The 14333-nt window shown below is 36.2% G+C and carries 11 protein-coding genes; 4 read left to right on the top strand and 7 right to left on the bottom strand.

The genetic code is table 11. From position 1 onward, the window contains the following. Positions 1–362 precede the first annotated feature (362 nt). Complete coding sequence (locus BAU23_RS24405) at positions 363–719, top strand: YgzB family protein (RefSeq protein ID WP_000511740.1); 357 nt, start codon at positions 363–365, stop codon at positions 717–719. 90 nt (positions 720–809) lie between these two features. Here BAU23_RS24405 and perR read toward each other — a convergent pair whose 3' ends face one another. The 6 genes from perR to BAU23_RS24375 all read right to left on the bottom strand — a co-directional run bounded on the left by perR (position 810) and on the right by BAU23_RS24375 (position 5101). Continuing rightward, positions 810–1238: a peroxide-responsive transcriptional repressor PerR gene (gene perR, locus BAU23_RS24400; RefSeq protein ID WP_000237831.1), complete on the bottom strand. Its 429-nt coding sequence runs from the start codon at positions 1236–1238 to the stop codon at positions 810–812. Positions 1239–1536: 298 nt separating this feature from the next. Further along, a complete protein-coding gene (gene bcp, locus BAU23_RS24395) occupies positions 1537–1992 on the bottom strand; it encodes a thioredoxin-dependent thiol peroxidase (protein ID WP_000633720.1) in 456 nt (151 codons plus the stop codon). Positions 1993–2036: 44 nt separating this feature from the next. After that, the gene (locus BAU23_RS24390) at positions 2037–2441 is read right to left on the bottom strand and encodes a potassium channel family protein (protein WP_000964348.1); all 405 of its coding nucleotides are present in this window, start codon (positions 2439–2441) and stop codon (positions 2037–2039) included. A 72-nt stretch (positions 2442–2513) separates the two neighbouring features. Continuing rightward, on the bottom strand, positions 2514–3299 hold the full coding sequence (locus BAU23_RS24385; protein WP_071735292.1) for an ABC transporter permease: 786 nt from the start codon (positions 3297–3299) through the stop codon (positions 2514–2516). Positions 3300–3303: 4 nt separating this feature from the next. Next, positions 3304–4095, bottom strand: coding sequence for an ABC transporter permease (locus tag BAU23_RS24380; RefSeq protein ID WP_000521526.1), 792 nt, complete (start codon positions 4093–4095; stop codon positions 3304–3306). Next, a complete protein-coding gene (locus BAU23_RS24375) occupies positions 4088–5101 on the bottom strand; it encodes an ABC transporter ATP-binding protein (protein WP_000843654.1) in 1014 nt (337 codons plus the stop codon). The genes BAU23_RS24380 and BAU23_RS24375 overlap by 8 nt, the downstream gene beginning before the upstream one ends. 127 nt (positions 5102–5228) lie before the next feature. On the opposite strand from BAU23_RS24375, the gene hemL reads away from it, so the two are divergent. The 3 genes from hemL (at position 5229) to BAU23_RS24360 (ending at position 12513) form a co-directional block, all read left to right on the top strand. Then, complete coding sequence (gene hemL, locus BAU23_RS24370; RefSeq protein ID WP_001011870.1) at positions 5229–6527, top strand: glutamate-1-semialdehyde-2,1-aminomutase; 1299 nt, start codon at positions 5229–5231, stop codon at positions 6525–6527. A gap of 201 nt (positions 6528–6728) precedes the next feature. Further along, on the top strand, positions 6729–11165 hold the full coding sequence (locus tag BAU23_RS24365) for a glutamate synthase-related protein (RefSeq protein WP_071735290.1): 4437 nt from the start codon (positions 6729–6731) through the stop codon (positions 11163–11165). A gap of 259 nt (positions 11166–11424) precedes the next feature. Beyond that, the gene (locus BAU23_RS24360; RefSeq protein ID WP_000765794.1) at positions 11425–12513 is read left to right on the top strand and encodes an FUSC family protein; all 1089 of its coding nucleotides are present in this window, start codon (positions 11425–11427) and stop codon (positions 12511–12513) included. A 13-nt stretch (positions 12514–12526) separates the two neighbouring features. On the opposite strand, the gene BAU23_RS24355 is transcribed toward BAU23_RS24360, so the two are convergent. After that, entirely contained in the window at positions 12527–14287 is a 1761-nt protein-coding gene (locus BAU23_RS24355; RefSeq protein ID WP_001161607.1) for an ABC transporter ATP-binding protein, read from the bottom strand. Between the last annotated feature and the right edge of the window lie 46 nt (positions 14288–14333).

Raw genomic sequence — 14333 nt, 5'->3', positions numbered from 1 at the left:
GTTTCGTTCAGTTTTCAAAGAACTACTTGGTCGCTCATTTGCGACTTCCTTATGTTAACATCTTCGTTTTTCGATGTCAACTAAGTTTTTCATTTTCTTTTTTGTCGTTTTCTGCGTTTCCGCATCAGCGACGTTTATTAATATATCATGCAGTATATATAGGGTCAATACTTTTTCAAAAAAAATTTCACATCCCGTTAAAAACTTTAAAAACACTTGAACGATAACATTCTATCTCCCAATGTATTCTTTTTACATGGCTATACGCCTTCCTATTTTACACCTTATCATTTCACTAGGTTTATACGAGAATGAAAATTCTGATTTTTGTGTTATATTATTATTATAGGAGTGTGGTGGGAATGGGCATTAAATATTCGAACAAAATCAATAAAATTCGGACCTTTGCATTAAGTCTAGTATTTATCGGTCTCTTCATTGCATACTTAGGAGTTTTTTTCCGTGACAACATTATTATTATGACAACATTTATGATGGTTGGCTTTTTAGCTGTTATCGCTAGTACTGTCGTTTACTTTTGGATTGGTATGTTATCCACTAAAACTGTACAAATTATTTGTCCAAGCTGCAATAAGCCAACAAAAATGCTCGGTCGTGTCGACGCATGTATGCATTGCAACCAACCTTTAACACTCGATCCGAGTTTAGAAGGAAAAGAATTTGATGAGAAGTACAATAAAAAAAGCTATAAAGGGTAACACGTGTTTTCACTTTGATCAGTATTTTTTCATCTCCATATAATAAAGAAAGAGGGTGACGTAATCGTCACCCTCTTTCTTTATTATATATTACGCCTTATGACACTCTGGACAAACGCCATAAATTTCTAAGCGATGACTATTAATAACGAAGCCTGTCGTTTTCGCAGCTTCCTCTTCAAGCTGTTCCAAACCTCCATAAGGAAAATCAACAATCTTACCACATTTTTCGCAAATCACATGATAATGTTGACTTGTAACATAATCAAATCTACTTGAAGCGTCTCCATAAGTTAATTCCTTTACAAGTCCAACCTCTTTAAATACACGTAAGTTATTATAGACAGTTGCAACACTCATATTTGGAAACTTACCTTCTAATGCTTTATAAATGTCATCCGCTGTTGGGTGCGTCATAGATTCCACAAGGTACTCTAAAATAGCATGACGCTGTGGAGTAATGCGTACACCCGTATTTTTCAGCATTTCTAGCGCTTCTTTTAATTCTTCTTTGACCACCGTCATGCACCCCGATTCTATACGGATTATTATTTTATAATTCTTATAAAGAGTGTACTCCTTTTCTTATAAATCGTCAATATTTCTACTATAAGTATGTGGTTTATTTTTGTATATAGCCTTATTCTTATATATCTTTCCCCATTTTCTATACATTTACATAGAAAAAAAGTGCGACATAATCGCACTTGGAATACTATCATCTGAGGAGGTATGCCCTACACTTCACTTTATGTAAGACGATAAAATATGTATAGACACTCGCCTTACTTCTATATATTTTATCTCCACAATGAATTTACTTTATATAAGAAAGAACATCCTCAATATGTCCTTTCACTTTCACTTTACGCCATTCTTTTACAAGCTCACCATCTTTATTAATAAGGAATGTAGAACGCTCGATTCCCATGTATTCTTTCCCAAAGTTCTTTTTCAATTTCCAAACATCGTACAATTCTGCTACCTTATGATCTTCATCTACTAAAAGTACAAATGGAAGCTCATGCTTCTCAATAAATTTCAGATGTCTGTTCGCTGAATCAGGGCTTACACCAAGAATAACTGTATCTTTCTCTTGAAATAATCCATATGCATCTCGAAAATCACATGCTTCAGTTGTACACCCTGGAGTCATATCTTTCGGATAAAAATATAGAACTACATTTTTACCACGAAAATCAGCTAAGCGAACTTGTTCCCCGTTACTTCCCTCTAATGTAAATTCTGGAGCCATTTCTCCTACTGTGATCATTGTTATCACTCCTACTCTTTTCTTTTACTATATCAAATGCTATCTTATTTTTCATTTTCTATTACAGATCTCATTACAAAAGCAAACGGTAATGTATATCCAATTAGTGCTTCTGCAATTGCAATCCATCTCCCTATTCCAATCGGAGCTATATCACCGTACCCAACGGACAATAAAGTAACTGCGCTAAAATACAAGCAAATTTCTACAAGTTGAAAAGATTGGGCATGCAAGCTTTCTCCATCTTCTTTCAAAACTGCAAAACCCATTTCTTCTAATACAACATAACTTAACCCAAACGCAATCAGTACCGTTGTATAAATTAAAAATAAGGAGGCTAAATTATACAGCGAAAAGAAACGCCTAGAATCTGAATATGAACTCCATAATAATTGGACACTTCTCAAAATAGCGATTGCTGCAATTAATAGAATAAATCCCCATAACATGTCCTCCACCTCATTTTATATGTATGAGGACTATAGCTGATTTATCCCTTAGAAGCGAACAAGCTTCTATAATTAATTTCCTGCACCGCGATATCGTTTGACCCCTTGATTCCAAAGGGTAATTGCAATAGTAAAACAGATAATACCAACAAATGGTGTCGCAAAAGCATAGCTATTCCACTCTGTTTTCCTTAAAAAGTATGCTGCTGGATATACCCCCACAAATGCAAACGGTAAAACAAACGTTAAAACAAAGCGAATAACACGGTTATAAATATCAACAGGATAGCGTCCATAATTCCCTATGTTATACATAAGCGGCATAATCGAACTTTTCGCATCCGACCAAAACCCAAGGCTTGCAAGCGTAACAAATATCCCACCATACACAAGCGCCCCTCCCCCTACCATTAGTAGGAATAAGAAGAAATCATACCAGTAAAAAGATAACTGTAATTCTACTGCTGCATATCCCATTACAATAATTCCTGTAATCGCTCCAATTAAAGATTCGAGTTCCATTCTTTCTAATATAATTTGAAACAAACTATGGATCGGTCTCGTTAATATACGGTCCATTTCTCCTTTAATAATGTAACGATCATTAAAGTCCCATATATTAAAGAAAGCTGAAAAAATGGCAAACGGTACTAAAAAGAAACCGTAAATAAAGATTACTTCTTCTCGGCTCCACCCTTTTAGTGCTTGGGTATGTCCAAACACAACAAGAATGAAGATTAAATTAACAGCTTGTAGTGATAAATCTGAAAGTAATCCGACGATAAAATCGCCACGATACTCCAATTTTGTTTTTATATATTGACTTGCATATTGCAAAAATAAATTTATATACATCATCTCATCATCCCCCTTGTACGATTAGACGTTTTCTCGCCGTTTTCCACATCAGTACAATTGGAATAATAAGTATAATTGCCCAAATCATTTGAAATAATAAAGCTTCATATAACTTACTCCCTTGTATACCTTCAGAGAAAATCATACTCGGAATATAACTAATTGCTTGAAACGGTAAAAACACCATTGCTTTTTGGGCCCATAACGGATAAAAACTAATCGGTAATAATAGACCAGAAAATAAATCGATAACAACACGTTTCGCATACATAATTCCACTATTATTAAATAAGAAGAATGTAAGCATTCCTGTCATTAAATTTATTTGTGTATTAATGATAAAACTAAATATTAAAGATAAGAAGAAATATAACCACGTTTGAAAATTCGTTGTAATTTGTAATGAAAATAATAACGTAACCATAACCATACCTGGAATTGAAAAGAAAGCAAAACGAAATATCCCTTCTCCAAGACCTTGCATAACTTTCATACCTAAATAGTTATACGGACGAATTAGCTCTACCGCCACACGTCCTTCTTGAATTTCCATCGCAATTTCTCTATCTATATTATTGAAATAAAAAGCACGCGCCATCCATGCGATCGCAATATACGTAGTCATTTGCGAAATAGATAAACTTTCAATATTTTCTTTCCCGCTATAAATCGCTTGCCATAAAAAATAATACGCACCGATATTAATCGTATAAATTAAAATCCCGCTGTAATAATTTGTACGATAGGCGAGCATCATTAAAAAGCGAATTCGAATCATTTCAATATACTTACCCATGCATAATACCTTCTTCATAAATGTTACGAATAATTTCCTCTGTAGACACTTCGTTAATTTTCAAATCTTTAATTTGAAAGGCCTGTACTACTTTAGAAATCAACATAGAAATGATAACTTCTTCATTCGGTATTTTTGCCACCCAAGCGTTTTCTTCTTTCGCCTTTGACCAAGCAACATGACTATCTGGCATAACCATTGATAACTCCTGGTATGAAACTGGGGCAATAAATTGAAAATGTATTTCCTTCTCTGCTCCCCACTGCGTACGAAGATTATTTAAAGAACCGTCATACATAATATTTCCTTCATCAAGCATGATAACGCGTTCACATAAAGCTTCAATATCAGTAATATCATGCGTCGTTAATAAAATTGTTGTTTTATAACGTTCATTCATCTCTTTTAAAAATTCTCGTATTTTCAATTTCACAAGAACATCAAGTCCAATTGTTGGCTCATCTAAAAATAATAATGGCGGATTATGAATTAACGCCGCTGCTAGTTCACAACGCATTCTTTGACCAAGAGATAATTTTCGTACCGGTTTATCTAATAAAGGACCGATATCTAACGTTTCAATAACATGTTCCATATGTTCCTTATACTGAGCGTCTGATACACCGTACACTTTCTTCAACAAACGAAATGATTCTTGTACAGCAATATCCCACCAAAGCTGTGAACGCTGACCAAACACGACACCAATTGTTCTTACAAATTCTTCTCTCTGTTTGTGCGGATTCATTCCATTCACTGTAATTTGTCCTGATGTCGGAGTCAAAATCCCTGTAAGCATTTTAATTGTCGTTGATTTACCAGCACCATTCTCACCAATATAACCGACCATTTCACCTTGCTTCACAGTAAAAGAAACATCATTTACTGCTGGTACTATTTTATAATTACGATTTAATAAATCGCGAAATGCACCCTTTAATCCCGGACGACTTGAATAGGCTGTAAACTCTTTACGTAACCCTTGTACCTCAATTACCGATTTCATAATCGGACCCCCTTCCTAAATGTCACAACGAATAGTTTACCCAACTGCTCCTTCTATCACAAACAATACGTCTTTTCAAAAAACATGTTAGAATAATACATAGATTTTTGTAAGGAGATGAATTGAAGTGAATTTCACAAAATCAGAAGCGTTACATAAGGAAGCTTTAGAACATATCGTTGGTGGTGTTAACAGTCCTTCCCGTTCTTTCAAAGCAGTTGGAGGCGGTTCTCCGGTTGCAATGGAACGCGGAAAAGGTGCTTATTTCTGGGATGTAGATGGAAATAAATATATCGATTATTTAGCAGCATACGGTCCTATTATTACTGGACATGCTCACCCGCATATAACAAAAGCAATTACAACTGCTGCTGAAAATGGTGTACTATACGGAACGCCAACAGCACTAGAAGTAAAATTTGCAAAAATGTTAAAAGAAGCAATGCCCGCATTAGATAAAGTCCGTTTCGTAAACTCTGGTACAGAATCCGTTATGACAACCATTCGTGTTGCCCGCGCTTACACTGGTCGCACAAAAATTATGAAATTCGCTGGTTGTTACCACGGTCATTCCGATTTGGTACTTGTAGCAGCTGGCTCTGGTCCTTCTACTCTTGGAACTCCTGATTCAGCTGGTGTGCCACAAAGTATTGCACAAGAAGTTATTACCGTTCCCTTTAATAATGTAGAAACGTTAAAAGAAGCTTTAGATAAATGGGGACATGAAGTAGCAGCTATCCTTGTAGAACCAATCGTTGGAAACTTCGGTATCGTAGAGCCTAAACCTGGATTCCTTGAGAAAGTAAATGAGCTTGTCCATGAAGCTGGCGCATTAGTAATTTATGATGAAGTTATTACTGCTTTCCGCTTTATGTACGGTGGTGCTCAAGACTTACTTGGCGTGACACCAGACTTAACAGCACTTGGTAAAGTTATCGGCGGTGGCCTTCCAATTGGCGCTTACGGTGGTAAGAAAGAAATTATGGAACAAGTTGCTCCGCTCGGCCCTGCATACCAAGCTGGTACAATGGCTGGGAACCCTGCTTCTATGGCATCCGGTATTGCATGTCTTGAAGTACTTCAACAAGAAGGCGTATACGAGAAATTAGATGCACTTGGCGCAATGCTTGAAAAAGGAATTTTAGAACAAGCTACAAAACATAACATCGATATTACAGTAAACCGTCTAAAAGGTGCATTAACTGTATACTTCACGACAAATACAATTGAAGATTACGATGCAGCCAAAAATACAGATGGGGAAATGTTCGGTAGATTCTTCAAGCTAATGCTTCAAGAAGGTATTAATTTAGCACCTTCTAAGTATGAAGCATGGTTCTTAACAACAGAACATACAAAAGAAGATATTGAATATACAATTGAAGCTGTCGGCAGAGCATTTGCTGCTTTAGCAGACAATAAATAACCCCTATAATTAAAAGGAAAAAAGAAAGCAACCTTTCTTTTTTCCTTTTTTCTATTTCATAAATCCCTCATTAATAGTATAATTATTCATAATTATCTGCTTTATATTCTTTTATATCCTTACTATCCCTGTATACAAGGCTACTTACGCCTTAAATAGTAAGATTATTCAAAATTCATTTTCCAGAGGGGGGATTGACGGATGCTCAATAAAAAAAATAAATGGACACCGTCTTTATTTCGGAATTATAAAAATGCAGAACATGATGCGTGTGGAATCGTTTCCGTTATGAAAAAACGAAGAATTCCTACAAAAGAAAACATCGACCTTTGTATACAATCACTCGTCAAAATGAATCATAGAGCTGGTTTCATTAATGGCGAAGGAGATGGTATCGGAATTCATATCGACATGCCAAAAGCACTTTGGAATGAAAAACTGAAAAGTAGCGGATATAATCCAACGATTGTGGATCATCCCCACTTTATCGTTGGACATTTTTTTCTAAACAAAAAAGAAAACATTGCTGAGTTAAAAGATTACATTCGTACGCAACTAAACAATGAAAAATTGACAATTGTTCTCGAAAATGATGATGTAATAAACTCAGATGCACTCGGTCCTCTTGGTAAACAAGAAGAACCTTTATTTTGGCAAGTTGCCCTTATCGCTGAAAATGAAGTTAAAAATATTGAGCAAACATTATTTTCTGTAACAATAAAAATCGAAGAAAATGAAGCAATTCATGTTGCCTCATTAAGTCATGAACATGTTGTATATAAAGTTCTAGGTGCTGGAGATACACTTGTTGCCTATTACAACGATTTACAACACCCACTTATCGCTTCAACCATGACACTAGGACATAATCGCTATTCTACTAATACATTATCTAATTTTTTTCGTGTACAACCATTTAGCATTCTCGGACATAATGGTGAAATTAATACAATTGCCAAATTACGTGATCAAGCCGAAATGATTCATGTACCACTTACTGCAGGGGGAAGTGACTCCCAAGATTTAAACCGCACCTTAGAAACCCTTCTCGTTCAGTATAACTACAGCTTATTTGAAGCAATGGATATATTATTTCCACCAATTATTAATGAAATAAAACTTTACGAAACAAACTTACAAAACTTATACACTTATATACGTGAGGCTTGGGGGCATTTCGCTCAAGGTCCAGCTGGCATCATTTCACGTTATAAAGATGAAGCTGTTTTCAGTGTCGATTCTCTTGGATTGCGCCCAGTTTGGAAAGTAGAGACAGAGAGCTCCTATATTTTCTCTTCTGAACCTGGAGTTGTATCACCAACTGAGTATGTAGCAGAGCCGAAACCACTCGCTCCTGGAGAAAAAGTTGGACTAAAATGGAATGAACAAGATGAGCTTATTCTCTATGAATACGACAATTATCAAATTGAAGTATATAACCGTTTTAAGAAACGAATCGATGTTACCAACTATCATATAAACTTATCTATCCCTGAAACGACAGAAATTCAAGGGTTATGTGATTCCGTTCAAGTTGAAACGAAGCAATACGTTGCTTTCGGATGGGATCGAGAACATATTCAGCTCCTTGAACAGATGGCAACAAAAGGTGTCGAACCAATTCGTTCACTTGGGCATGACTCACCACTTGCCGCACTTGATACAGATAGACGAAATATTGCCGATTTCATTAAGGAAAGTGTAGCCGTTGTAACAAATCCAGCCATCGATCGTGATCGAGAAGTCGAACACTTCTCCACACGTACCGTACTCGGAGAACGTCCAAGTTTATTAGATAACTCTAAACAACCATTTGTAATCGAGATGCTTTCACCAATTATTTTAGAAGGAAGTTTAGCTCAGCCTATCGCGGCAGACTTACAGACGATTACGTACGAACAACTTATACAGCTATTCACCACTCATAGCTCTGTTTCTACAATTTCTGTTACATTTAGTCCATCAGAAACTTTACAAAGCGCGTTAAATCGAATTAGTTCCGAGGCGATAGTAGCCGTTAAAAATGGGGCTTCCCTACTATTATTAGATGACGCTAACTCTCATCAAAATGAACTATTATGGATTGATCCACATTTAGTTACCGCTAAAGTACATCAAGCATTAACTGAAAATAATTTACGCCGGAAATGCTCTCTCGTTATACGTTCTGGTGCCCTTCGCTCCTTACACGATATCGTCACACTATACGGATTAGGGGCAGACGGTATTAATCCATATTTATTATTCGCAACTGTAAATGATGGAACAAAAGCACCAATTACTAATTTGTATACCGCACTTAATAAAGGACTAGAGAAAGTAATTTCAACGATTGGAATTCATGAATTACGCGGTTACGGTCGCCTCTTCTCCTCTATTGGATTACATGAGGAAATCGCAAACACATTACAAATTACAAATTTCTTCGGTTCAAATGATTTAGCATTTTCACTTGAATCACTTGCTGAAGATGCAAAAATTCGTGCGATTGATTATAACAATCCACAAGTTAGAATGAGAAAATCATTTCATATATTCCCGCGGATTTGGAAAGCAATTGGTGATGTTGCCAAAGGAAACTCTTATGATGATTACCGCGACAAGTTAAGTGAATTAGAAGAAAATAACTCTATCGCAATCAGGCACCTTATTCAAACAAAACAAACAAAACATGTAATTCCAACTGAAGAAGTGTCCATCGGCATTCACAATCATGATTTACCATTTATTATTAGTTCCATGTCATTCGGTTCTCAAAATGAAATAGCCTTCCGTGCATATGCAGAAGCTGCCGATCAGCTAAATATGATTAGTTTGAACGGTGAAGGCGGCGAAATTAAAGATATGATTGGCAAATACCCAAATACACGCGGACAACAAGTTGCATCTGGTCGATTTGGAGTAAACGCTGAACTACTAAATTCATCAAATTTAATTGAAATAAAAATTGGTCAAGGAGCAAAGCCTGGTGAAGGTGGACATTTGCCTGGCTCAAAAGTAACTGCCAAAATCGCTGAAGCACGTAATGCTACAATTGGTTCGGATTTAATTTCACCTTCTAACAACCATGATATTTATTCAATTGAAGACTTAGCCCAAATGATTACAGAAATTAAAACGGCTAATCATCTTGCAAAAGTAGCTGTAAAAGTCCCTGTCGTTCCTAATATTGGAACAATTGCTGTCGGTATTGCAAAAGCTGGTGCTGATTTTATTAACATTAGCGGGTTTGATGGCGGAACAGGTGCTGCACGTATTCATGCATTGCAACATGTAGGTCTTCCTGTAGAAATCGGTGTTAAAGCTGCACATAACGCTCTATTAGAAGCACATATGAGACATAAAGTAGAGATTTGGGCAGACGGTGGTATCCGAAGCGTAAATGATGCCTTAAAAATCATGCTCCTTGGAGCAAACCGGATTGGATTTGGTACATTATCAATGATTGCCATTGGCTGTACAACTTGCCGTGGTTGTCATCTCGATACGTGCCACGTCGGAATTGCAACACAAATTGAATCTGAAGCTCAAGCAAAAGAACATGGACTGCGCCGTTTCGTTCCACGTGAATTAGAAAGCGCAGTTGCCGGGCTATTAAACCTATTCACTACTTTCGGTACAGAACTAAAACGTTTAACAGGGCAGCTCGGTTACACAAACTTACAAGATATTGTCGGGCGATCAGATTTATTAGAACAAACTCGAGGCCAGAACTTATTAGACTTACGAAACTTAATACAAACGATAGAAGATTCATCCGTGAAAATAACGGAATCTGTACAAGAAAAACAATTTGAATCAACTAATTCTCTCCAGTCAAAAGAATTAGTAAGCGTCGGCGTAGAGCAACGTGTAATGGGCGGTCTAGAATCCTGTTATCGTGTTCGTAGTAAATTATATGAAAACACTCATCTTGAACCACTTACATTAAAGTATACAAACGGTTCTGTTCCTGGAAACGGATTAGGCGCGTACAATAGCGAGAACTTATTTATACACGTAAATGGCGGTGCGCAAGACGGCATTGGGAAAACTTCATTTGGTGGTGGCATTTATATAACGAAAGCAAAAGGGAAAGATGGAACATATTATAACGGTTCTGTCGGAAAAGGATTTGGATACGGCGCTCAAAAAGGTGCATTATACGTGCAAGGTAACGCTGATGCTCGTGCTGGCATTCGCCTTTCTGGGGCAGACATGATAATTGGAGGTAGAATTACAAAACCACTCCGTGAAAAAGAACAAGGGAATATAGGCGCATATTCCAATATAAAAGGGTTTGCTTTTGAATATATGACAAATGGTCGTGCTCTTGTTTTAGGAGATCCTGGTCCATGGATTTGTGCCGGCATGACTGGTGGTGTTGTTTATTTACGTCATGAGCCAAACTTAGGTTTAACAGAGCAAGCCCTAAAACAAAGAATCGCTAAAGGTGCAAATGTAACATTGCAGCCAATTAGTAAAAATGGTTTGCAAGATGTAAATGAATTATTATTAGACTACATTCGTGTATTAAATGAGCATGAACAATATGAAGAAGTCGCTTTATTAACACCCTTATTAGATAATATCCAGCTTCACTTCTATGAAATTATCCCGAAAAAAGAACAGGCGGACCCATCTATCTCAACAGAGTGATATGCCTAATTTTCATTTTCAAGAAAAAATTGACGAAGTACACTTCTCATAGTAATCTATAGTAACAATTTGAAACCTGCTGAAATTCAGCAGGTTTTTTTACTAAAAATTGATGTTTAAAAAGAATTAGGAAAAATTATAAAATGAATCTTAATTTCTTTTTAACGTCACTAAAATATCACTTGCTAACATATTGTAATGAATGTATAGTATCATGTTGTACATTCATTATGACAAGAGAAAGGATATCAATAAGGGTATGAAACTTGGTGCTCGCATTTTAAAAACGGGTATTGCCATTACATTAGCTTTATTTGCTTGTATTTTACTTCAATTACCGAGTCCAGTATTTGCGGGAATCTCAGCTATCTTTGCTGTTCAACCGTCTGTATACCGCTCGTATTTAACAGCTCTTGAGCAAATTCAAGCAAACGTAATTGGTGCGGTATTCGCTATCGTATTTGCTACTGCTTTTGGACATAATCCTTTTATTATTGGATTAACGTGTATATTAGTAATTGCTCTTACTTTACAATTACGCTTAGAAAACACAATATCAATCGCTTTAGTAACAGTTATCGCCATTATGGAGTATCAAGGCGAAGATTTCTTTAATTTTGCCTTACTTCGATTCGCGACGATTATGATTGGAATTATTGCGGCTTCGCTTGTAAATTTAGTATTTATGCCGCCAAAATATGAAACAAAACTTTACCATCGCATCGTTGATAATACAGAAGAAATTGTTAAATGGATTCGTATGAACAGTAGGCAAGCTTCTGATTTTACAACGCTAAAAACCGATATTGATCGCATGAAAGAAAAAATGATTAAACTAAATCATTACTATTTGCTGTATAAAGAAGAAAGAAGTTACACGAAGAAAATACAATTCGCAAAAATTCGTAAGCTCGTTTTATTCAGACAAATGTTAGCGACAACAAGCCGCGCTTTAAGCACGTTAAAGTCATTACATCGTACTGAAAATGAACTGCGCTATATGCCAGAAGAGTTTCAGGAATCTATTCAAAACGAACTTGATTCATTAACGCATTATCACGAACAAGTTTTATTAAAATTTATTGGTAAAGCAAAGAAACAACAATCCGTTGAGATGCTTGATGAAGTTGAAACAGGTAAACAAGAATTGATTGATATCTTTATGGATTATCAAAATAAGGACGATGAGGAAGCATATAAAATATGGTTACACCTCTTCCCTCTTATTTCTTCAATTATTAACTACAGTGAGGAAGTAGAGCATTTAGATTTACTTGTGGATAGCTTCTACACATACCATAAACCAGAGAGTGAACTCCAAATCGAAGATAAAAAAGAAGACGAATAAAAAACAGCTCCTTTTATGCTAAAGGAGCTGTTTCTGTTATATGCTGAAGTTGATATAGATTGTAATAAAATCCTCTGTTTTTCATTAACTCTTCATGAGAACCCGTTTCTTTTATTTCACCATCTTCAACATAAATAATTGTATCGACATGCGTGATTGTCGCTAATCGGTGTGCAATGATAATTGTTGTCCGATCTGCCGCTAACGTTTGCAGTGCCTCTTGAATATATCGTTCATTTTCTAAATCTAAAGCGGAAGTTGCTTCGTCTAATATAAGTAAAGACGGATTCTTTAGAAACACTCGTGCAATCGCTACACGTTGTCTTTGCCCGCCCGATAATTTCACACCACGTTCCCCCACGACAGTATCATAGCCGTCTGGCAACTCTGTAATAAAATTATGAATTTGCGCAGCTTTGGCAGCTGAAATCACTTCCGCCTCTGTAGCTTTCGGATTACCATATAAAATATTAGCCCCGATTGTATCGCTAAATAATAAATTATCTTGTAGCACAATTCCAATATGACTACGCAAATTTCTCATATTGTACTTTCTTACATCTATCCCGTCTATATACACTGCTCCTTCAGAAACATCATAAAAACGCGGAATTAAACTAGCAAGAGATGACTTTCCTCCACCACTTGCCCCTACAAGCGCAACCTTCTCTCCTGGCCGCATAGTTAATGACAGATTATGCAATATTTCTTTTTCATCCGCATTATAACGAAAAGAAACATTATCAAATATAACTTCTCCATCTAACCTTTTCGTTTGCACCGCATTTGGCACATTAACAATATCGTATTTTTCATCCAACAATTCAAACACTCGATCCATCGAGGCGAAAGACTGTGTTAATGTTGTAGATGAATTAACAAGGCGACGAAGCGGACTATATAAACTATCCATATATCCAACAAAAGCAACCATAGTACCCAATGTTAACGATCCTTGAATTACCTCATACGCCGCAAAACCAATAACAAGTAATGGCCCTAAATCCGTTAACGTATTCACTGCCGAAAACGTTCTCGCCGTCCAACTCGTATGAGTTAGTGCTTTCGTTAAAAATTCATTATTCCTCTTTTCAAACTGTCCTCTTTCATATTCTTCTAATGCAAAACTACGTGTCACTTGCATCCCTTGAATACGTTCATGTAAATACCCTTGCATAGTTGCTAACGCTTGTGAGCGCTCTTTCGTCAGTTTTCGAAGGCGCCCGAAAAAATATTTCACTGCAACTACATAAATAGGTAAGATTAATAAAGCAACAAAGGTTAATTTTATATTCATCGAAAACATAACGATAATAGCAATAGCAATTGTTGCAGTATCTAACCAGACATTCATAAGACCGGTAATTACAAAGTCCTTCGTTTGTTCTACATCATGGATTACACGTGAAATAAGCTCCCCTGTTTTTGTGTTCGAATAATAACGTAAACTCAATTTTTGCAAGTGCCCAAAAATATATTTTCGTAAATCGTATAGTATTGTATTGGCAATGCGCTGCGCAAAATATTGACGATAATATTCTATCGGTGGTCTTAATATCGCAAAGATAAAAAAAGCAATCCCAATTGCGGTTATTAATTGCGACGTTTTTTCTTGAAGTGAGCCTGTGCCTTGAATAACATCATCAATAATATACTTTAATAACCATGGCATAATAAGCGGGATACCGAACTTAACAAGACCAATAATAATTGTAATAGCAATGAGCCATCGATATGGTTTAACAAATTGTAAATATCTTTTTATACCTTGCACATAATCCCCCCTCTAATAGGACAAACCTGCCGGGAAATCCCCTGCA

The sequence above is a fragment of the Bacillus nitratireducens genome, from assembly GCF_001884135.1.
Lineage (GTDB): Bacteria > Bacillota > Bacilli > Bacillales > Bacillaceae_G > Bacillus_A > Bacillus_A nitratireducens.
This window is presented reverse-complemented; position numbering and strand designations above follow the sequence as displayed.